Annotated in this window: 19 protein-coding genes; 10 read left to right on the plus strand and 9 right to left on the minus strand. The window is 45.9% G+C overall.

Annotated elements, in window-relative coordinates; all coding sequences use genetic code 11:
- Window positions 1–34: 34 nt before the first annotated feature.
- The 4 genes from ACZ481_RS24730 to ACZ481_RS24745 all read right to left on the minus strand — a co-directional run bounded on the left by ACZ481_RS24730 (window position 35) and on the right by ACZ481_RS24745 (window position 4,423).
- Entirely contained in the window at window positions 35–619 is a 585-nt protein-coding gene (locus ACZ481_RS24730; RefSeq protein WP_464770690.1) for a DapH/DapD/GlmU-related protein, read from the minus strand.
- A 2-nt stretch (window positions 620–621) separates the two neighbouring features.
- Window positions 622–1,197, minus strand: a complete 576-nt coding sequence (locus ACZ481_RS24735; RefSeq protein WP_464768005.1) for an acyltransferase — start codon at window positions 1,195–1,197, stop codon at window positions 622–624.
- Window positions 1,198–1,229: 32 nt separating this feature from the next.
- Window positions 1,230–3,521 carry a glycosyltransferase gene (locus tag ACZ481_RS24740; protein ID WP_464768006.1) on the minus strand — a complete coding sequence of 764 codons (2,292 nt, stop codon included), beginning with the start codon at window positions 3,519–3,521 and terminating at the stop codon, window positions 1,230–1,232.
- A 77-nt stretch (window positions 3,522–3,598) separates the two neighbouring features.
- Window positions 3,599–4,423 (minus strand): alginate O-acetyltransferase AlgX-related protein, encoded by an 825-nt coding sequence (locus ACZ481_RS24745; protein ID WP_464768007.1) that lies wholly within the window; start codon window positions 4,421–4,423, stop codon window positions 3,599–3,601.
- A gap of 474 nt (window positions 4,424–4,897) precedes the next feature.
- Here ACZ481_RS24745 and ACZ481_RS24750 point away from each other — a divergent pair, with 474 nt between their 5' ends.
- The 5 genes from ACZ481_RS24750 (at window position 4,898) to ACZ481_RS24770 (ending at window position 11,972) form a co-directional block, all read left to right on the plus strand.
- The gene (locus ACZ481_RS24750; protein ID WP_464768008.1) at window positions 4,898–5,854 is read left to right on the plus strand and encodes an exosporium glycoprotein BclB-related protein; all 957 of its coding nucleotides are present in this window, start codon (window positions 4,898–4,900) and stop codon (window positions 5,852–5,854) included.
- Window positions 5,855–5,949: 95 nt separating this feature from the next.
- The gene (locus tag ACZ481_RS24755) at window positions 5,950–8,943 is read left to right on the plus strand and encodes a hypothetical protein (RefSeq protein WP_464768009.1); all 2,994 of its coding nucleotides are present in this window, start codon (window positions 5,950–5,952) and stop codon (window positions 8,941–8,943) included.
- Window positions 8,944–9,290: 347 nt separating this feature from the next.
- Window positions 9,291–10,496, plus strand: coding sequence for a hypothetical protein (locus ACZ481_RS24760; protein ID WP_464768010.1), 1,206 nt, complete (start codon window positions 9,291–9,293; stop codon window positions 10,494–10,496).
- 51 nt (window positions 10,497–10,547) lie between these two features.
- Complete coding sequence (locus tag ACZ481_RS24765; protein WP_464768011.1) at window positions 10,548–10,832, plus strand: hypothetical protein; 285 nt, start codon at window positions 10,548–10,550, stop codon at window positions 10,830–10,832.
- Between the two features lie 42 nt (window positions 10,833–10,874).
- Window positions 10,875–11,972, plus strand: coding sequence for a tetratricopeptide repeat-containing glycosyltransferase family 2 protein (locus ACZ481_RS24770; protein ID WP_464768012.1), 1,098 nt, complete (start codon window positions 10,875–10,877; stop codon window positions 11,970–11,972).
- Window positions 11,973–12,082: 110 nt separating this feature from the next.
- Here ACZ481_RS24770 and ACZ481_RS24775 read toward each other — a convergent pair whose 3' ends face one another.
- Together ACZ481_RS24775 and ACZ481_RS24780 are read right to left on the minus strand one after the other, a co-directional pair.
- Complete coding sequence (locus ACZ481_RS24775) at window positions 12,083–14,071, minus strand: exosporium glycoprotein BclB-related protein (RefSeq protein ID WP_464768013.1); 1,989 nt, start codon at window positions 14,069–14,071, stop codon at window positions 12,083–12,085.
- A gap of 144 nt (window positions 14,072–14,215) precedes the next feature.
- Window positions 14,216–15,331, minus strand: a complete 1,116-nt coding sequence (locus tag ACZ481_RS24780) for a glycosyltransferase family 2 protein (RefSeq protein ID WP_464768014.1) — start codon at window positions 15,329–15,331, stop codon at window positions 14,216–14,218.
- Window positions 15,332–15,624: 293 nt separating this feature from the next.
- Here ACZ481_RS24780 and gmd point away from each other — a divergent pair, with 293 nt between their 5' ends.
- Window positions 15,625–16,596 (plus strand): GDP-mannose 4,6-dehydratase, encoded by a 972-nt coding sequence (gene gmd, locus ACZ481_RS24785; protein WP_464768015.1) that lies wholly within the window; start codon window positions 15,625–15,627, stop codon window positions 16,594–16,596.
- A gap of 98 nt (window positions 16,597–16,694) precedes the next feature.
- The gene (locus tag ACZ481_RS24790) at window positions 16,695–17,477 is read left to right on the plus strand and encodes a hypothetical protein (protein ID WP_464768016.1); all 783 of its coding nucleotides are present in this window, start codon (window positions 16,695–16,697) and stop codon (window positions 17,475–17,477) included.
- 56 nt (window positions 17,478–17,533) lie between these two features.
- Here ACZ481_RS24790 and ACZ481_RS24795 read toward each other — a convergent pair whose 3' ends face one another.
- Complete coding sequence (locus tag ACZ481_RS24795) at window positions 17,534–17,983, minus strand: DUF3794 domain-containing protein (protein ID WP_464768017.1); 450 nt, start codon at window positions 17,981–17,983, stop codon at window positions 17,534–17,536.
- Between the two features lie 490 nt (window positions 17,984–18,473).
- Here ACZ481_RS24795 and ACZ481_RS24800 point away from each other — a divergent pair, with 490 nt between their 5' ends.
- Genes ACZ481_RS24800 through ACZ481_RS24810 form a run of 3 tightly spaced genes read left to right on the plus strand, consistent with a single transcriptional unit; the run spans window position 18,474 to window position 20,239 of the window.
- Window positions 18,474–19,019, plus strand: coding sequence for a DUF3794 domain-containing protein (locus tag ACZ481_RS24800; protein ID WP_464768018.1), 546 nt, complete (start codon window positions 18,474–18,476; stop codon window positions 19,017–19,019).
- Between the two features lie 34 nt (window positions 19,020–19,053).
- Entirely contained in the window at window positions 19,054–19,677 is a 624-nt protein-coding gene (locus tag ACZ481_RS24805) for a DUF3794 domain-containing protein (protein WP_464768019.1), read from the plus strand.
- A 16-nt stretch (window positions 19,678–19,693) separates the two neighbouring features.
- Window positions 19,694–20,239, plus strand: a complete 546-nt coding sequence (locus ACZ481_RS24810) for a DUF3794 domain-containing protein (protein ID WP_464768020.1) — start codon at window positions 19,694–19,696, stop codon at window positions 20,237–20,239.
- A 300-nt stretch (window positions 20,240–20,539) separates the two neighbouring features.
- Here ACZ481_RS24810 and ACZ481_RS24815 read toward each other — a convergent pair whose 3' ends face one another.
- Entirely contained in the window at window positions 20,540–21,388 is an 849-nt protein-coding gene (locus ACZ481_RS24815) for a DUF3794 domain-containing protein (RefSeq protein WP_464768021.1), read from the minus strand.
- A 57-nt stretch (window positions 21,389–21,445) separates the two neighbouring features.
- Window positions 21,446–22,108: a DUF3794 domain-containing protein gene (locus ACZ481_RS24820; RefSeq protein WP_464768022.1), complete on the minus strand. Its 663-nt coding sequence runs from the start codon at window positions 22,106–22,108 to the stop codon at window positions 21,446–21,448.
- Window positions 22,109–22,588 lie beyond the last annotated feature (480 nt).

A 22,588-nucleotide genomic window follows, 5' to 3' on the forward strand; every position in this document is an offset into this window, starting at 1 on the left:
AACAATCTGACTAAGCTTTTTATTAAATACTATACTAGTCAATACTTATTTCCCTGACCACTTTGCAGGGATTGCCGGCGGCAACAACATTAGCCGGAATACTATCCACGACAACACTTCCTAATCCGATCACTGAATTATCGCCAATAGAAACCCCTTTTAAGATGGATACATTGGAACCAATCCAGCAATTTCTGCCAATAGTGACTTGGCCGGACTTCCCTTTATTACCCCGGCGGGAGTTCGGTTGAACCCCATGGGCATCAAAGTCCATAATAGAAACATTAATACCGATCAGTGTTTCCGCCCCAATTATGATTTTATCAAGACAAATCGCTGTGAAATTATTATTGATTGTGACGTTATTGCCAATTTCGATGAGCGCATTCTCGCTTCTTGTATCAAAATGGGAATTGCCGCTCCAATAGTGAGGTGACGGCCACACGCCCAGCTTTACATGCTGTCCGCATACCAGCTTACCGGCTCCGGTAAATATGCAAGGATGAATAATATAGGGTTTTCCGCTGACAGCCATATTGCTCAGCAGGCTGTACAGCCAGATTCTGGCCTGCAGGTACAGACGTCCGCCTCTGCTAATATTGGGGTTTTTATAGTCCATTTTCACTCATCCCCGCCTCTTTTGTATTTTTCTTCAATAGAATTGCTGCCCTGTAACAAATAGGTCTTATGGCAGTTGCTGCACATCAGGGCAGCATCTAATTTCTCACCGCAGTTACATATATAAGCCTTGAATACCGCCGGGTTTCCATACCATAATGTGTTATTGGGGATATTTTTTGTAACAACTGCGCCGGCGCCAACCATCGCATATCTGCCGATAGTATTGCCGGCAACAATGGTAGCATTAGCCCCGATTGTTGCCCCTTCTTCGAGAATTGTTTGTTCAAAGCACAAGGGGTATTGTTTGGTGCGAGGACGTATATCATTGGTAAATGTCACATTCGGACCTAAAAAGACATTGTCCCCGATCCTTACTCCATCCCAGATATACACACCACACTTTACAGTAACGTTATCGCCAATAAATACATCATTTTCAATAAATACATGGGCACAGATATTGCAGTTTCTGCCAATGACGGCTTTAGGCAATACATGAACAAATTCCCATATCCTTGTACCATCACCAATATTCACAGAATCCACTATTGCCTGTTCGTGCTTAAAAAAAGGCATGGGTCAACCTCCTTACACATCTCGGAGCCCTCTTAGCCAAAACTGGAATAACATAAACCACAACGATGTTGAAAATAGGCCCAAATTATATCATTGCTGGCAACACGTTGCTTTTGCTCTTCCCCTATTTGATCAGGCTCATGACTGACCGGGAGATAGGAATACACGGTGCCTAGATGGGCAGCCCAGCCCAGATAATGTTTCTCTAATATGGCATTTTTTAAACACTGGCCTTGGTGGCTGCGGAAATCGGCATCTTTTATTAATCTGTCTATTGCGGCAAAAAGGTCGCTGTAACTGGCAAACAGCGTCTCGACGGTCCCGGGCATTACGTCTGCATTAAGGGTTGGGACATTGACTGCTAAACCAACCGCCGGGATGCCTAATGCGCCGGCTTCCAGTACTGCCGTCATTGACCCCATCGGCATGGAAACCAAATAGATATCTGCCGCGCTATGAAATAAATTCAGATCATACTGAATGCCCAGCGCCCTGATCCGCCCGTTGCTTTCCCGCTTAAGCTGGGCCCACTCACCGGCGTCGGCAGGTCCTATAACCAAAATCTCAACATTCTCATAGAGCCTGATCATTTCGCGGAGCAAACTGATAAAATTGTAATCGCCGCAAGGAACCAGCTTATAGGGCGTGGCAATTGTCAACAAAACGATTTTATCCGGGCTTATGCCCAGTGTTTGTTTGGCTACCTGCTTAGCTTGCAGCACCGGCGGCAGTTTAAGCGGTATTGGCAGCATCACGGATGCAGGTGAATTTCTCCGGGTCATACTTAAAATCTGGCCGGCGCTCCTAAGCTCCACTACCAGATCGGCAACGCTCATCCCAATTGTAAATGCATGGTCGGCGTGATTGAGAAACAATACCGGCGGGCCGCCGTCATCACCAAAAGCAATCGGCGCAACGGGATCATGGGGATGAATATGCAAAACAACCGCATCAGCCCAGGCCATCGCTATATCACGCAGCATTTTTGCCCGCTGGCACAAAGTAAGATTTGCGGTATCAAGTGCATTGTACCAGCCGCCGGATTGCCTAGCGGCTTCTTTCAACCAGGGGGGATTAGTGGCGCTGTTCAGCGTACAAACCACTGCATGAACCGCGGTCTGATCCATAGTGATCCAGCGCTCAACCAATCTGGTATGACCGCCCGAATAATAACCCTGACTCAATACATGCAAAACATTTTTCTTATCAGGATTTCTGGGGGGAGAGGCTATAACCGGCGCAGATACCCGGTCATTTAATTTCTGCCCGACTTTGCGTAGAATTGATTCTGCCCGGGATGAACTAAAAAAACCCGGATGCAAATGATGCGCAGTATCCGCTGCCTGTTTTACCAAAGTCACTGCGTTTTCAAGCTCGCCGGTTAGCACCGAAAATTCAGCCCGCTCGATTAATGCATAAAATTTTCGTTTTGCATTGTCTATCCATTGTTTATAAAAGCTAACTTCATGCTCATAAGTAAACCATTTTTTGGTCATTACATCCTGCGGTGGCTCATAAGGGGCGACAGCGTGCGGTGGCAAGCCCCATTTTTCGATAAACTTTTGTTTATTGGTCTCCAGCAGGCTATTATACCGAGCAGCTTGTTCCCCGAAAGAAATACTGCCAAAATGATGAATAAAGGTATCCCAGCATAAGATCAGACGATAGCCGGCGTTTCTGATTCGTAAGCAATAATCGTCATCTTCATAGTTGCCAGGTGAAAAAGCTTCTTCCAGTAAACCGATTTTATTGATTATTTCGGTCTTAATCAACATGCAGTAACCGACAAGGCGGGTTCTGGGTTCCCAAAGCTCCGGCTTCAAATGGTTTCTCTGCTGGGCAAAATTTATCATTTCTGTGATACTGGCATACTCACAGGGGGAGCTTTGAAAATTTGAACAGGAATTGGTTACGGCCCCGACAGCCCCAATGTCCTCGGCGCTAAACAAACATCTTCTCAGATTGGCTAACCAGTGAGGTGTTACAATCGTGTCATTATTTAATAGCAGGACACTATCCCCGCAAGCGGCCTTAATACCTTGATTGCAGCCTGCGGGAAAACCAAGGTTTTCGCTATTGGCAATTAAAATTACATCTGACTGGGCTTGCAGCCACTCGAGTGTTCCATCTGTCGAGTGATTATCAATTACAATGATTTCATACGATCCCGGTTCTGTATAGTCTCTAATACTTTCAATGCACAATTTATTGTATTCCAGCTTGTTGTACGTTAAAATCACAATACTAGTCAATGGCTGAATCGCCTCATTTTTACCGGCTTTGTTATTTACATCAACAGGGCCACTATCTCCTAATTTGTTCACGCCAATGCCTCCTCTAACTTCTGCTCAGCCTGGCTACTCCTGCCGGCCAACGGGGCGCGATACGTAAACCGCGCATTTCAAAAATCAACCGGCGGCTGTATTAAAAAACGCTCTACCATTTCGGAAATGACAATATCAGGCTTAATCTGATTGAGCAGCTCATAATCCAGGCAGGGTGTATGGAATAAATATATTTTACTAAAGCTTTCCATAAGAAATGGTAATAAAAATTCGATAAAGGAATCATGCAAGACCACTACCGTTGGTAAACTGGTATTTTTGTTTAAAGTAATCTGGATTTTACCGGAATTAATGAACTGATTATCATAGATTATCCGGGCCCGGGGCTGCTTTACCTTGCCCCAGGAAAAAATAGAGGTTCGGGGAGGAGTCAGTTTATTTCCTAAATCTTGAGATGTTTCCTCGTCTACAAAGCATATGTCTCCCCAATCCAGAATGGGTATGCTGAAGTCTTTATTGATAATGTTCATTAAATATTCATAAGCAATATAACCGCCGATACCATTCCAGTGCGTGTTGCCGGTGGGGTACAGTTGATACTCGTCTTTATAAAGTTTAAGTATGTCAACGGGGAAAAATAAGGGTATATTATTTGACCGACAGGCATTTATCAATTGAAAAACCAGTCTAGACTCACTCATTATATAATCATCAGGTAAATATTCCGGATAGATACTCTCTTTATTAGGTGCAATCAGAAAATAATATTTAATTCCTCTGCTTTTGAGAATAGCAAATCTGGCTTCTAAGGTCCGCAGCCACTTTTTAAGTTCAAGCTCTGTTAACTTTAAAGTCCCGTTATTTTGTTCAACAACACGATTTGTATCATTCTGTAAAAAAAGCCAGTCATCTTTTCCCATTAACACTTTTATAGCACTCATTTATATTGCTCCTTCTTATCAAACTACGCCAAACATGAACTGCTGCTGGCCAACACCAAGCCAAATGTCTGATCATTACAGATTTTTTGCAGCTGTATTAGTATATGTTCAATCGTAGAGACCGTGCGGTCCAACCTGGAGCTTGCCTGCTATTAATCACGTCGGCGTACGTTATTATAGTATTAAGGAGAGTAAATAAGGATGACTATAAAAAAGGAAATTGACCAAAGATATACCGAGCCTCTAACTATGGAATCAGGACAGATATGATTAATTAATAGTTAGAACAAAAACATGAGGTGCCTCCATATCTCTCACGAAAAAGTAAGCAGCTGCCGTCATTATTTTCCGGCAACTGCTTACTTTTTTCAATTTATCATTATAAAATTTGAAACCACTGTAAAGTAACGCTTATACATAGCTATCATATTATATTATGCGAGTCATTTAATTCACATAAGGAAGGAGTATATTATGGATCAAATAAAAAAACCCACTGCGAATACATCGGGAGAGATACATGAATATAAAAAGAAAAATCACACTAGCCATAGATTTTATCATTATGGCGATCAGCATTTGATTCAGCCTGAAAACAGCAATACAGATGGACAAGAAAACATAGCCGCAAATAATAAAAGCCATGAACAATCCCGCCATTATCACCATCATTACTCAGATTTTTCAGATGACTACAGTCACAAAAAATGCGGCTGCACTCCAAAAGTTCCTACTGGTACAACTGGTTTTACGGGGGCTACCGGCGCTACGGGGGCAACGGGTGCTACCGGTGCCACCGGCGCTACCGGCGATCCCGGGGCAACGGGGGCTACCGGGGCCACCGGTGATGCTGGCGCTACCGGCGCTACTGGCGCTACCGGGATAACCGGCGTTACCGGTCCTGGTGCTATAATTCCTTTCGCTTCAAGTATCCCTGTATTACTAAGCACCGATGCACTTGGATTAGTTTCTACCGTGGGCCTAATCGGGTTTGGAAGTTCTATAGGCAGCGTCAGCATTCTTGGCGGAACATTAGATATTACAAGTACCGGTGCAGGTGAATCCTTCAACTATGCATTTTCGGTTCCCCGGGACGGAACAATCACTTCCATAGCTGCATATTTCAGTACCGCGCTGGCTTTAACACTACCAGCCTCAACAATCACTATAACAGCTCAATTATATAGCTCACCGCCACCACCTAACAATATTTTTACTCCAATTCCCGGCACTATTGTAACATTAGCTCCATCGCTCACAGGTATACTCCCGCTGGGTACAATCAGCGAAAGCGCTCTGGATTTGGCAATACCAGTGCCGGTAACGCAGCGAACCCGTCTTTTAATGGTATTTTCCGCACAAATTACAACAGGTACTGCAATTGCGACCGTTATCTTAGGTTATGCAAGTGCAGGGGTTACAATTAGCTAAAACAAAATAGCTATGCAAGCATAAACATGATTGGGCTATCAGAGGGGTTCATTTCTTTTAATAATTACCTTTATAACACATGGGAGGAGGACATTATGGATCAATCAAAAGATATCGATATAACTGTACCTGCGAAAACAAAAAGGTATAGAAAAAATTTTATAAGTGCAAATGATTATGGGTTTATTGATCTTGACCCACTGCTTTTCAGAGGTGGGGAAACTGGGGCCACCGGCGAAACTGGCGCCACCGGGGCCACGGGTGATACCGGCGCTACTGGACCTACTGGCGATACTGGGGCCACCGGGCCTACGGGCGATACCGGCGCCACTGGTGATACTGGGGCCACCGGGGCCACTGGACCTACCGGCGATACAGGCGCTACTGGTGATACTGGGGCGACCGGCGATACCGGCGCTACCGGCGATACCGGCGCCACTGGCGATACTGGGGCGACCGGCGATACTGGGGCCACTGGCGATACTGGGGCCACCGGCGATACCGGCGCCACTGGCGATACTGGGGCCACCGGTGCCACTGGTGATACCGGCGCTACTGGCGATACCGGGGCCACTGGACCTACAGGCGATACCGGCGCTACGGGTGATACCGGCGCCACTGGCGACACCGGTGCTACGGGTGATACCGGCGCCACTGGCGATACTGGGGCGACAGGGGCCACTGGACCTACGGGTGATACCGGCGCTACGGGCGACACCGGCGCTACTGGACCTACTGGCGATACTGGGGCCACCGGTGATACTGGGGCCACCGGGGCCACTGGACCTACCGGCGATACAGGCGCTACTGGTGATACTGGGGCGACCGGCGATACCGGCGCTACCGGCGATACCGGCGCCACTGGCGATACTGGGGCGACCGGCGATACTGGGGCCACTGGCGATACTGGGGCCACCGGCGATACCGGCGCCACTGGGGCCACTGGACCTACCGGCGACACCGGCGCTACGGGTGATACCGGCGCCACTGGCGATACCGGCGCTACTGGTGATACTGGCGCCACTGGCGATACTGGGGCGACCGGGGCCACTGGACCTACGGGTGATACCGGCGCTACAGGTGATACAGGCACCACTGGACCTACAGGCGATACCGGCGCTACGGGTGATACCGGCGCCACTGGCGATACCGGCGCTACGGGTGATACCGGCGCCACTGGCGATACCGGTGCTACGGGTGATACCGGGGCCACTGGTGATACTGGGGCGACCGGCGATACTGGGGCGACCGGCGATACTGGGGTGACCGGCGATACTGGGGTGACCGGCGATACTGGGGTGACCGGCGATACTGGGGCCACTGGCGATACCGGCGCTACTGGTGATACTGGCGCTACTGGGGCAACCGGCGATACTGGCGCCACTGGGGCCACTGGTGCCACTGGACCTACCGGCGACACCGGTGCTACGGGTGATACCGGTGCTACTGGCGATATCGGCGCAACCGGCGATACTGGGGCCACGGGGGCCACCGGACCTACCGGCGACACCGGTGCTACGGGCGATACCGGCGCCACTGGTGATATCGGCGCAACCGGCGATACTGGGGCCACGGGGGCCACGGGCGCTACCGGGGCTACTGGCGATACTGGGGCCACTGGACCTACCGGCGACACCGGCGCTACGGGCGATACCGGCACCACTGGCGATACTGGGGCAACCGGACCTACCGGCGACACCGGCGCTACGGGTGATACCGGCGCCACTGGCGATACTGGGGCAACCGGCGATACTGGGGCCACTGGACCTACCGGCGACACCGGCGCCACTGGTGATACCGGCGCTACTGGCGATACCGGGGCCACCGGACCTACCGGCGACACCGGTGCTACGGGCGATACCGGCGCAACCGGCGATATCGGCGCGACCGGCGATACTGGGGCCACGGGGGCCACGGGCGCTACCGGGGCTACTGGCGATACTGGCGCCACTGGCGATACTGGGGCCACTGGACCTACCGGCGATACCGGCACTACGGGCGATACCGGCGCCACTGGTGATACCGGCGCCACTGGCGATACCGGCGCTACTGGCGATACCGGGGCCACTGGACCTACCGGCGACACCGGTGCTACGGGCGATACCGGCGCTACTGGTGATACCGGCGCCACTGGCGATACCGGTGCTACTGGCGATACCGGGGCCACTGGCGATACTGGCGCCACAGGCGCCACAGGGGCCACTGGACCTACCGGCGATACCGGTGCTACTGGCGATACCGGCGCCACAGGCGATACCGGTGCCACTGGGGACACTGGCGCTACCGGCGCCACAGGCGCTACTGGCGCCACAGGGGCCACAGGTGATACAGGGGCCACTGGCGATACCGGCGCTACCGGCGACACCGGTGCTACGGGTGCTACCGGTGCTACGGGTGCTACCGGTGCCACTGGACCTACCGGCGCTACTGGACCTACCGGCGCTACTGGACCTACCGGCGCTACTGGACCTACCGGCGCTACTGGACCTACCGGCGCTACTGGAGCCACGGGCGATGCTGGCGTCACTGGGCTGACCGGAGCCACTGGGTCTACGGGCGATACTGGCGCCACTGGGGCGACCGGAGCTACTGGCGATGCCGGGGCTACTGGGACGACCGGAGCCACGGGGCCTACGGGCGATACTGGCGCTACCGGGGCCACGGGTGCTACCGGCGCTACAGGCGAATGTATTCAAGGCTACGGTTATGTATATTACCTTGACCCTGCGCTCTTAGTTAATCCGGGAGATGATATTCCATTTAATAGCGAAGGTCCTTTATTAAATATTACCCATCCCCTCCCCACAACTGTTGCGATCTTACCAGCAGGCGACTATCTAGTTGAATACAGTGTATATTTCGACTTTGGGACAACGGCAACCATTGCTATCACAGTTAATGGCGCCACTGATTCTTCAACACAAGTTGCATCATTTGTCAATACAGGAATGCTTTCTGGTCAGGCCATTCTGTCTCTTAACGCAGGTGATCAAATTACTTTACGCAACACAGGAGAAACACCATTCTTTTTAAGAACCAGCCCAAGTGTTGGCGCGCAAATAACTTTTGTCAAACTAACTTGCCTGTAGAATTTTTTATGGGTATCACCAGAAACAAACTGTTAATAAGTATATCTCATTTAGTTAAACTTTGTCCTACGGAAAACCAATATTTCCGATGAAGCAATAAGGCCTACCTAAAAGGTAGGCCTTATGCCATACTTTTCCCATCTAAAACAAATTACAAGATTCCGTTATATATTTAGAATATTATTTTTACTAAATATGGGAAAGAAATTCAATAATTTTTAAATATCAAAGTATTAGACTTTTTTAAAAAACTTAAATTAAAGTCAAAGTAAGTTACCTTTATCAATATTTATCATATTATGTATTATGTAACTCATCCTAATAAGACTAAGGAGGAGAAAACCAATATGTCAAAAAATATTGACTTAAATTTGTCTGACAGCTCCCGCCACAGTCACTGGCATTATAATACTCCCTGCGATTATCATTCACCTAAACATTGTGGAGCTTGCATGCCTTGTGTACCTACTGGAAGTACTGGAATTACAGGAATTACTGGACCTACAGGCGCTACTGGCGCTACCGGCGCTACCGGCGCTGGCACTACTGGTGCTACTGGTGATCCTGGTGCTACCGGCGCTACCGGCGCTACCGGCGCTGGCACTACTGGTGCTACTGGTGATCCTGGTGCTACCGGCGCTACCGGCGCTACTGGCGCTACCGGCGCTACCGGCGCTGGCACTACTGGTGCTACTGGTGATCCTGGTGCTACCGGCGCTACCGGCGCTACTGGCGCTACAGGCGCTACCGGCGCTGGCACTACTGGTGCTACTGGTGATCCTGGCGCTACCGGCGCTACCGGCGCTACCGGTGATGCTGGGGCTACCGGCGCTATTGGGGCTACCGGGGCTACCGGCGCTATTGGGGCTACCGGGGCTACCGGGGCTACAGGCGCTACGGGTGACACCGGCGCTACCGGCGCTACTGGCGTTACCGGCGACACTGGCGCTACCGGAGCTACGGGTGATATTGGTGCTACCGGCGCTACTGGCGTTACCGGCGCTACCGGTGACACTGGCGCTACCGGCGCTACGGGTGATATTGGTGCTACCGGCGCTACTGGCGTTACCGGCGCTACCGGTGACACTGGCGCTACCGGTGACACCGGCGCTACCGGAGCTACCGGCGCTACCGGCGCTGCCGCCGCATTAGCCGGACTTGAGATCCAATTACAGGCTCCAGGAACTACAACTGTTGCGGCTGATGCTCCAGTCGTATTTGACACAATCGTAAATGACGTAGCTTTAGATATTGCCTATGATCTTCTCGGGACAATAACTATCACAGCGCCAGGAGTATATTATATTAGCTGGTGGATCGCAACCGATGGAACAGATGGACCAGGAACTGTAACATTCTCCATCGTTACTTCCGCGCCGCAAACAATCGGTTCCTCAAGTCAAATGACACAGGGACAAATATCAGGTAATGCTTTGATCTCAGTTATAGCAGCCCCATTAACGCTGCAACTAATAAATAGTACCGGAGGTACAGTAGGATTTGCTGCAACACCATTTAAAGCCGATCTAACAATTATTAATGTAACATTTTAATGTTAGTCACTATGAAGTTACCCTTCATAGTTTAATTGAGGTGGGATATAGTTGGCTACAATAGGTCTTCAATTGCAAAGACTTATAGGTGGAACAGTTGCTCCAAGTACCAACGTAATCTTCGATACTGTGGTAAACAGTTTTGGCCTGGTGAGTTATAATGCACTCACTGGCGATATAACAATAGCAAAGACAGGGCGCTATCTTGACAACTGGTGGGTCACAACTCAGTCAACTTTAGGAACAAAGGGAATAACTTTTTTTAAATTCATAACACTAGGAGAAATGGGTTCTAATCATATGGTTAGAACCCATTCTCCTATTAACAAATATTAGCTTTCCTGAATAAGCTGATTAGGGATATATAGGAGGTATCATATGGAAACTGGAGAAAACCCAACATTAATAACAATTAGTCTGTGCTTGATTGTCAAAAATGAAGAGCAGACAATTGGGCGCTGCTTGAGCTCCGTACAAAGTCTTGTTGATGAAATCATAATAGTAGATACTGGTTCTACCGATAAAACTAAAGAAATCGTGACTAAGTTTACAGATAAAATTTACGATTTTGAGTGGATTAATGATTTTGCCGCAGCCCGTAATTACGCTTTCAGCCAGGCAAAATCGGAATACATTCTCTGGTTAGATGCTGATGATGTCATCTTACCGGCAGACCGTGAAGCCTTATCTAACATAAAAAATACTGTCAGCCCCGATATTGATGTCATTAGTATGCCGTATAATCTGTCTTTTAACGAACAGGGAAAGGCAGCCACTCAGATTCGGCGGAATCGTATTGTTAAACGACAAAATAATTTTCAATGGATTGGGGCAGTCCACGAATATCTGGAGGTATGGGGAAACCGGCTTAGCATTGATGCGGCAGTAACCCATTTGCCATTAAGTCATGATGCCGGCAGAAATTTATATATATATGAGCAACGACTGTTGAAAGGAGAACAATTTTCGCCTCGTGACTTATATTATTTTGCTAATGAATTAAAGGATCACCAACTATATTATCGGGCAATTGAGTATTACCAAAAATTTCTCGATACTAAACAAGGGTGGATTGAGGATAATATCGGGGCCTGTGGTAAATTGGCTGATTGTTTTTATAATTTTAATGATATTGAAAATCAACTCAAGTATATATACCTGTCTTTTAAGTATGCTGCACCCAGAGCAGATTTCTGTTGCCGGCTCGGCTATTACCATCTTAGTAGCAATGAAATGGAGCAGGCCGTATTCTGGTACAAGGTAGCTACAGAATTAGAAACTCCTTCTGAATCATGGGGATTATTAAATATACAATGCCAAACTTGGCTGCCTCATATTCAATTATGTGTATGCTACTCACGTATGGGACAATATCAACTGGCTTATGAACATAATGAAATAGCTGCAACCTACATTCCATCAGATGCCAGAATTGAGTTAAACCGAAATTACTTAAAAAATATGATGAATATCTGACAGACTGCACCCATCCTGCCACTGGTATAAATAATAGGGAAGACTACGTTCCCATTATACAATGGAATAGAAGAGGCTGGCATCTTAAAGATGCCAGCCTCGTTTTTTTATTAAACGATTTCAAGTCCGGCGCTTGCATAACCAGCGACAGTGTTAATGAGAGTAATCCCTGCCGCTGTTGCCGAGAATACCAAAATTAAACGGGTTTCTGCAGTCACTGGAATTGCTAAACCAGTAGTGATGCCACTGCTAATAGTACCAAGCGCCAGCACGCCTGTAAGCGGTGGGGCCAATGTTACGACAGCACCTGGGATTGCCGTAAAGGTATTATCAGGTGTTGCTGAACTAAACAATTGAGCAGTAATCGTTATCGTAGAACCCACCAGGGACAATGCTGCTGTAGTACTAAAGAAGCCGGCTATTGACGTAATTGTGCCATCACGTGGAGCAGAAAACGCCATATTGAGACCGATGCCGGGACCACCGGTAAGATCGACGGTTCCGCCGACTATCGATACCCCTGTAGCCGAGGCCCCAAACCCAACAAGGCTTGAGGTGCCAACTAAGCCGCCGGCGATAGTCGTCAATACGGCCGGAGTGCCTGAGGCAAATGGGATTATTGCGCCAGCACCGTCAGCCCCGGTTGCGCCCGTGGCTCCGGTATCACCGGTGGCTCCCGTGCCTCCCGTTGCGCCGGTGGCTCCAAGAGCCCCGTCTGCGCCGGTGGCACCTGTCGCCCCGGTGGCTCCAAGAGCCCCGTCTGCGCCGGTGGCGCCTGTAGCCCCGGTGGCTCCAAGAGCCCCGTCTACGCCGGTGGCGCCTGTCGCCCCGGTGGCTCCAAGAGCTCCGTCTACGCCGGTGGCGCCTGTCGCCCCGGTGGCTCCAAGAGCTCCGTCTGCGCCGGTGGCGCCTGTCGCCCCGGTGGCTCCTAGAGCCCCGTCTGCGCCGGTGGCGCCTGTCGCCCCGGTGGCTCCTAGAGCTCCGTCTGCGCCGGTGGCGCCCGTAGCCCCGGTGGCTCCAAGAGCTCCGTCTGCACCGGTGGCGCCTGTCGCCCCGGTGGCTCCAAGAGCTCCGTCTGCACCGGTGGCGCCTGTCGCCCCGGTGGCTCCAAGAGCCCCGTCTGCGCCGGTGGCGCCCGTAGCCCCGGTGGCTCCAAGAGCTCCGTCTGCGCCGGTGGCGCCTGTCGCCCCTGTGGCTCCAAGAGCTCCGTCTGCGCCGGTGGCGCCCGTAGCCCCTGTGGCTCCAAGAGCCCCGTCTGCGCCGGTGGCGCCTGTCGCCCCTGTGGCTCCAAGAGCTCCGTCTGCACCGGTGGCGCCTGTCGCCCCGGTGGCTCCAAGAGCCCCGTCTGCGCCGGTGGCGCCCGTAGCCCCTGTGGCTCCAAGAGCCCCGTCTGCGCCGGTGGCGCCTGTCGCCCCGGTGGCTCCGGTTACGCCTGGATCACCGGTTGCACCGGTGGCACCCGTGGTTCCTGCACCGGTGGCTCCCGTCGCTCCGATTGCTCCGGTGGCGCCTGTGTCTCCCGTAGCGCCGGTGGCACCCGTAGTTCCTGCACCGGTGACACCGGTGGCTCCGGTAGCTCCGGTGGCGCCTGGATCACCGGTTGCGCCGGTGGCACCCGTAGTTCCTGCACCGGTGGCTCCCGTCGCTCCGGTTGCTCCGGTCGCTCCTGGATCACCGGTTGCGCCGGTGGCACCCGTAGTTCCTGCACCGGTGGCTCCCGTCGCTCCGGTTGCTCCGGTCGCTCCTGGATCACCGGTTGCGCCGGTGGCACCTGTAGTTCCTGCACCGGTGGCTCCCGTCGCTCCGGTTGCTCCGGTCGCTCCTGGATCACCGGTTGCGCCGGTGGCACCTGTAGTTCCTGCACCGGTGGCTCCCGTCGCTCCGGTTGCTCCGGTGGCGCCTGTTGCGCCGGTAAATCCAGTGAACCCGGTTGATCCAGTACATCCTGTAGGACCATAAGGTGGTTTTGGATGACAAATCCCACACGAAAAACCACAATGATCATCGTAATGATAATGATTATGCCGAGAGCTCTGGCTCGAATTATCGCTATTTAGTTCTTCAGGTGTGTTTATATGCGTGTTTTTTAACTTATCCATGAAATTCTCCTCCCATATTAATCAAATGTGTTACATAATATAATATGAAAATTTTGTGTAAAGGTAACTTTTTTTCTATTTTTATTTTAAAACTTCAACTTGGCAACATACCCCGGGATACTTAAGTAAGATAGACTTAAAAGCTTATTTATTGGCAGAAGTTTCTAGCAGTTTTTTCAGATAAGATCTATTGTGATGAATCCGGGCATCTTCAGGGATAAAGGTAGCCGCTATTTCATTATGTTCATAGGCAAGCTCGATTTGTCCGATACGGGAGTAACATACACATAATTGAAGGTGGGGAAGCCAAGTCTGACACTGATAATTTACCATTCCCCAGGAATCAGCCGGTTTTTCCGCTTTAGTGGCAAGTTTATACCAAAAGACTGCCTCATTCAGTTGGTTGGCATTAAGATGATAAAAACCAAGGCGGCAACAAAATTCAGCCCTGGGAACACCATAGCGGAAAGACATATATATATATTTAAGCTGATTTTCCATGTCGTTTAGATTATGAAAGCAATCAGCTAATTTACTACAGGCGCTGATATTATCCTCAACCCAGCCTTGCTTTGTTGCTAAAAATCGTTGGTAATATTCAACTGCCCGGTTAAATAGGCGATGATCAAACAATTCATTGGCAAAATAATATAGATCCCGTGGGGAAAACTGCTCTCCCTTTTGCAGCCTTTCTTCATATATTTTAAGATTTCTTTCAGAATCATGGCTTAAGGGTTGATGAGTCACAGCTATTGTTGAGTTCAGGCTATTCCCATATACCTCCAGGTACTCATGGACAGCTCCAAGCCAGCGAAAATTTTTTTCTCTTTTAACAAGCCGGTTCCTTCGCCGCTGAAAAGTAACTTTTCCGTATTGATCAAATCCTAAATTATATAACATGCTGACAACAGCAATGTCATGATTGAGAGTCGATTTTAATTGCAAAAAAAGGTCCTGGTCTTCTGTAAGAAAAACATCATCGGCATCCAGCCATAAAATATACTCTTGTGTTGCCTGATTAAAAGCATAGTTACGAGCAGCAGCAAAATCATTTATCCAGGTAAAATCATATATTTTATCTGTAAACCGGCTAACGATTTCCTTGGTTTTATCATTTGATCCGGTATCGACTATTATGATCTCGTCAACAATACCTTTTACTGAAAGTAAGCATCGTTCTATTGTTTGTTCTTCATTCTTTACAATCATGCAAAGACTGATAGTTATTGGTAAATGTGGAGTTCGTCCACATTCTTCCATAATATTACCTCCCTAAAAAATATTTCCTAATAATATATTCAGAGAGTTGTATACTTGTGAATGAAAAAGAGAGAACATTTATAAAAGTAATGATGGCTTTTATATGTTCTCTCTTTACATAATGCATGTGTTAAGCCTTTGCTAAAATAGTGTAACTGACACCACCTAAAAAACATTTGCATACACTATGACATATATAGCTTTATATATTAAATCCATTGACCATAACTAACGCATTCCGCCTGAAATAATCTTAGCAAGAGTTAAATACGGCACTGCCTGGAGGTATTAAAATGAAATCAGCATTAATTACCGGCATTACTGGTCAAGACGGAGCATATTTGGCCAAATTGCTTTTGGATAAGGGCTATGAGGTTTATGGATTAATTGCACGCAGAGCTACATCAACTACCTGGCGACTACGATTTCTAGGTATTGAAAATGAGGTTGAACTTATTAACGGTGATTTAACTGATTTGCCATCAATAGCCAGAGCAATCAATAAAGCGAAGCCCATAGAAGTATATAATCTAGGCGCACAAAGTTTTGTAGGCACATCCTGGCAACAAACAGTTGCAACTGCACAATCTACCGGAATCGGCGTTTTACATGTTTTAGAAGCAATCCGGTTGACAGATTTGTCTATTAAATTTTATCAGGCTTCAAGCAGTGAGATGTTTGGATTAATTCAAGAACCAATGCAGTCGGAGTCTACACCTTTTTATCCCCGCAGCCCGTATGGAGTATCTAAATTGTTTGGGCATTGGATGACAGTAAATTACCGCGAAAGTTTTAATCTGTTTGCCTGCAGCGGCATTCTTTTTAACCATGAATCGCCGATACGTGGTATAGAATTTGTTACCAGAAAAATTACTGATGCCGTTGCAAGAATAAAGTTAGGAAAACAGCAGGTATTAAAATTAGGCAACATTGATGCCAAACGGGATTGGGGGTTTGCTGGAGATTATGTCCAAGCTATGTGGTTAATGCTGCAGCAAGTTAAAGCCGATGATTATGTTGTTGCTACAGGCCGCACAACTACGGTACGTGATATGTGCAAAAAGGCCTTTGAATATGTAAATCTAAATTATGAAGATTATGTTGTTATTGATCCAGCATTTTATCGTCCTGCTGAAGTAGAGGTCTTACTGGGTAATCCGGAAAAAGCAAAAACAGTATTGGGTTGGGAAGCCAAAACCAGCCTAAATGCATTAATCGAAATGATGGTCGAGGCAGATCTTGCCCGTGTAAAAGCTGAACTATAAGGGCCAACAATAGGGTTTCCAACACAGTGTGAAATTGCGCTGGTAGTGGACTTTATGCGCTCTTATAAATAAAAATTATGAGGTGTAAACTTAATAGAATGAAACCTACAGAATTTGTAACGATTGCTATTCTTGCCAAGGATAAAGCGCATGTCTTGCCTTTATATCTTAGTTTAATTGAAAGCCAAACCTATCCGGCATCTAAAATCAAACTCTATATAAGGACAAATAATAATAATGATCATACGGCAAATCTACTTGAAGAATGGATTGAAAAAGTCAGGGATAAATATTCAGAAATTTACTATGATGCAAGTGATGTTAAAGAACCCGTACATGAATACAGCCCTCACGACTGGAACCCATTAAAGCTCGCCGTGCTGACACGGCTGCGCCAAGAATCGGTAGATTGGGCTCGCGCCAAAGGAACTCACTATTTTGTAGCAGATTGCGACAACTTTATTGTCCCGGAAACAATTGAAATTCTTCTTAATACTAATTTACCTGTTATTGGGCCGATGCTTCGCTATGCCGATGAGCCAACGGCAAATTATTCCAACTATCACTTCGTTACCGATGAAAATGGCTATTACAAACATTCAAGTCTGTATTTTGAAATATTAAATCAAACCATTAAGGGCTTGATTCAAGTAGAGGTAATCCATTGCACCTATCTGATCCGACACGAAGTTTTGGATTTTGTTAGCTATATTGACGGCAGTGGCCGTTATGATTATGTAATATTTAGTGATACCTTAAGGAAAGCCGGGATACCTCAATATATCGACAATCGCCGCCATTTCGGCAAGCTCACTTTTTGTGACACAGAAGAACAATTTAATTTAGTAAAACCAAAAATTTTGATCGATAATTTAATTTGATTATGCAGGAGTAAAAAGGCTGCCATCTCTTAGGTGACAGCCTTTCTAAATGAATATTATTGATTACACAGATTTGTACAGGATTTGCATAAATGAGGAGGTAGAGGTTTGCTGGCTTGTGCAAGTCTTAAGGGGTACACCTTAAAATTGATAAGAAGTTTTATACTTCTCGGACTAATACGTTGAAATTCCGGAATTTCAACTAAACCTTTTAACTGGGCATTCATCTCCGGACGCATATGGCGGTTCCTAAGCATATCTTCAAAGGGTAATTGAAATGATACGAAATGTATCGGCTGTGTATCGTCGGGAATACCAGCTACGTATTCAACGCAAATAAGTATATGACCAGAGAAATTTATTTTTTTCTCTGCTCCTGTTCCGTTATTAATTACAGGTGTTGCCGTCACTCGTAACAGGAATTCAATATCAGGTTTATCTTCAGGTATTGTCAACGTATCGTTTATCGTAAGCTGTGTGCTTCTTTTATGATAATGCCGACTCATAATTGATTCCTCCTAATTTGATAATATACTCTCGATATTTACTAGTACCTCATCTCCCTTAAAACCAAGGATATTTTGCGCATCTTTTTCCGCCCTGCGTTGTTGCCGTCGCCTTACATATGTCCGATATGCGCGGCTCCTCCGCCTAGCCGGCCGAAAAAATCTGCGCAAACTATTCCCTCGCTTTTAAGAAAGATGAGGTACTAGTAGTTTATGATTTCTAACTGATTTTGCTACTTTATTTCTGGCTTCCAGCCGACATAAGCTCCATTGTTTATAAAGGTAATCCCGCTACTTAAAATAATTATGTTTTCCGGTTGAATTCATAACCGCTGAAGGCACTTCACGATTTTAAAACAGTTTTAATCTTATGTCACTATTATTGGGAACCACTGCCGAATCCGCGACATATAATACTTTAGAAGGCAGTTCTTATTAAGTTCCATAATCCGACCGCCTATTCCATCATAAAATCCAAGGAGGTATAAACATGGATAACACGTTAATTAACGTTACCGGAATTTGTGATGTCTGTAAAATTGAATTACATGATGATGATAGTTGGACTGAAATAACAGTTCCGGAGAGTTTAGTACTCCCTAAAGAAAAACCAGATATTGAGCAGCTTATTTCATCAAAAGTTATAGTTAGAATTATTAGACAGAAGGTAATTGTAACCCCTAGTACAGAATTAGCCCCTAATTTTGAAGGCAAATTACTATCAGGCCGTAAGCTTATTGTTGAGGGAGAAATATGCCAAAGTCTAACATATACTGCAGATCTTTGTAATCAACCAGTACATTCTGCTCACTTTATTGTTCCGTTTTCAGCTTACATTGTTATTCCAAAATGCTTAAGGGTAATAGATAAAGTGACTTGTTGTGAAAGGGCGATTGATTCATTATTTATCAAGTATCAAATTTGTCCCTGTGTAGAAAATGTATTTATTCAGGAAATTAGTAAAAGGCGGATAATCCAAAATGTATTGCTATTCCTGCATGCTATACCGGTTACAACCAGCGGCTGTTTAGATTAAATTGGGCAAATTCATATTTAAGGGAGGAAAGAGGATGTATAATTACTGCGACAGCAAAGAATGCGAGGAGAGCGCTGTTACTGCTGATGGCAGTGCAACCAGGAAATTTGGGAAACCGGATTATTGCGGATATGAAAAAAATGATCATTTGCTTATTATTAATGGCGTCTGTCCCAAACACGAATTGGAATGCTTTTTAGATTGCGGTCATATCAGAAGATGGACCCAGATATTTATACCGGAAGTTTTGTGCATACCCTGCCCCAAGCCTGATATTGAGCAATTAATAAGTATTTCTGCGGTAGTTGAAATCTTATCGCAACGAGTAATACGCACCCCTGGAGAATACGGTCTTCCGCTAACCAACGAAGAATGCACTGATATAACTGGCAGGAAACTGATAATTGAAGGAGTCCTGCGGCAAAAGATTGTATACGCTGCTGCTGTAAAAGAGCAAAGTGTGCATTCCGTGCATTTCGATGTGCCTTTCTCGGCATTTATTGTGTTATCTCCATGTGATCCACTGACTAGCAAATTCAAAATTGATGTTTGTATTGAAGATATCTTTGTCACAGATGTTGCCCCAAGAAAAATATTTAAAAATGTTTCTCTAGTGATCAGGGCATTGCCTATTATGTGCCCAGAGATTTGCATTTAGATAAGGAGGGATAACTATGAAAACATGTCGTTGCATTGGGCAAAACGCTGTTGATATAGTAGGATTATGCGATTTCGATCAATTTTGTATCGGTTTAAATAAATGTGATCTAGGCCAATGGACACAAATATCAATCCCGGAAATACTGCAATTGCCTTGTGCCAAACCAGACATTGAAACTATTGATACAATATTAATTGATGTGCAGATTAAGTCGGCAAAAGTAATAAGGACACCGGCAGGTGAATGTGGGCAGCCGGTATTAAACCGCGAAGGGCTCCGGCTAACGGGGAAAAAATTAGCAATTGAAGGTGTGCTACAACAGAAAATAGTGTATACTGCAGCGTTGTGCGACCAGCCTGTTCATTTTGTACATTTTGAGATACCATTCTCAGCTTTTATTGTTTTAGCATGCGATACGTGTCTGGATCAAAAATTTTTCATAGAGACTTGTGTTGAGGATGTATTTGCAATTGACTTTAATTGCAGAGAAATATTCAAGAATGTAACCTTATTTATACAGGCTATACCCATCGAGGCATGCAGACGTGATATTTTCTAAAGTACATGTGCTTAGTTTTTGTTCTTATTTGCCTACTAAATGAACTCTATATAGATCAAGTTGTTTGGCCGAAATTTTATTCGGCCAAACAATTAAGACTGTAGAGCTGCGTTAAGCTGATAAATTACAAGATAATTACCGGACAATTTCTTGTGTATCAAGTCTGAAGCAGACAAGCATTATAGCTTACCCTGCACAAAGTGGCAGAAAAATAACCAGGGAAATACTCGTAACGAGATTCCCTGGTTATTTTTTTCCGTTTTTCCAATCTATTGCATTTGACAACTGCTATCTTATTTTTTATTCTATGGTGCTGCCAGATTCCCTATCATAAACCCGCTGAATTGATTGCGGAAGGTAAAATTCACCATATTGAATAACTTCATTATCCATACTGGTATGAAGTTTATTGTTAGCTCCTACCTGGTATATCTCATCTTTGGAAATTGAATTGTACGGCGGCCCTTCTTTACAAACATAATGCTGTGGTTTATTTTTACAGCCTATATAATGCGCTTTCCCCTTACTCCCGGCTGGATATGGTTTATGTTTGCAAATGAGATGGTGAGGCGGCTCTTCCATATAAGCAGAATACAACGGTTTCTTTTTATAGCCGCCATGATGCTTTTTACCCTTACCGGCAGGTGAATACGGTTTCTCTTTACAAACTGGGTACAGCGGTTTATTGCAGCAAATTTGCGGCTCTGAGGAACAAACATGTTCACCAATATTACCTGCTTCTGAACAATGTGCCGGCACATATTTCTTAATACGGATAAATTTGTGTAAACATAGTTTCAAAGTTATATCTTTTTTTATTGTTCTTGGATCAATAATGTCATAATGCTGAAATAAAATTTTGGTTTTTAAACATGCCTTTAAATTCGCTCGCGCATAGCGATGACAGAACAAGCCATTAAAAGGTATTTTAAAGGCAGCAAAGTAAATAGGCTGCGTACCATTATGAGTACTTGCCACATATTCCACACAAATACGTACATGTCCCACAAACATAATCTTTTTTTGCATTGTTACAGTCGTATCAATTACTGGTGTTGTTGTTACGCGGAGTATAGATTTAATGTCCGGCTTATGCTGGGGAATGGCAAGATTACCATTAACGGAAATTTGAGTAGATGTGTGCCCCATATTTCAAATCCTCCCTGTTTAATTTATATTTAGTTTTTAACATTCCTAGGCACGGGTTTATTTTCCATAATAATGACGCCCATCAACGCGAATTACATCAGTCTCATCATCTGTAGGCCACTCTGACAATGAACGATAGTTTTTTAGATTTACCTGAAAATTACTGTAGTCTTTCGCGTTGCCAGTGTAACTGACTGAGTCATTATCTTGATGTTTGCAGGAATCATGGCAATCGCAGGGCCAATTATTATTAGCTGACCAGGAAGAACATTCATGCTCTTTTTTAAATTCCGGACATATAAATATAATACTGGTAACCATTAAGTGCCTATTATCTAAACGTTTGACAATGCTATCTTCTAATGCCGTAGACACTTGAATTATTTCACGTTTTATATCACCTAATACAATAAACGTGCAAAAAGGAATTTCAAATTGAGCAGAATACACTGATTTACAAGGATCATCATCAGAAAATTTTATTTTTATTTGCTTTTTACCCTCAATAACCAGCTTTTTACCTATTGATGTACATATTTCTCTGGTTGAGCATATGATTACAGATACGCATACTTCTAGTAGCTCGTGAATATTAGGATTTGGATAAGGTATACATAGTTTGTCAGTTTCACAGAATTGGGTATGCGGATGGTTAGGCGAACACTGGGGAAAGTGCGACGGTGGTGTAATACCTAGCACCTCAACCGGCCTCCAAGTCATTATATGTTACCTCCTTATTGTTAAATCTATCTTATTAGTCGTTATATTTTATGGTTTACGGCGCATTTATGCTACTCTGACGCAAGCTATTAATTAAAATCCTTATGTTTTGTATTAATCTGTTATTAAAGCGGGTACATTTAATAAATAATAAATGCCCTGGGTAAACATAATACTAATGTATCTGATTAATGTTACAGTCTTCAAAGGAAAACATTTCTTACATATTTATTGCCAAAGCCTTTTTGCTTGCACATGCAAAACATACAGTTTTCGTCATAATAAAAACCACCTACAAAAATTTGTAGGTGGTTATAAAATAGCCATAATCATCGTTCCCTGAAAACTTCACAGAAGAAAGATTTGCGCAATAGTCATTTACGGTTGCCAGCTCGGAGTTACAACATACATTATGGATGTTATCGCTCCGCTCTAACTAAGCGACTCACACAACTTCCCGTTTCGCTCTCGCTCGCGGCA

Source organism: Sporomusa intestinalis (genome assembly GCF_055383785.1).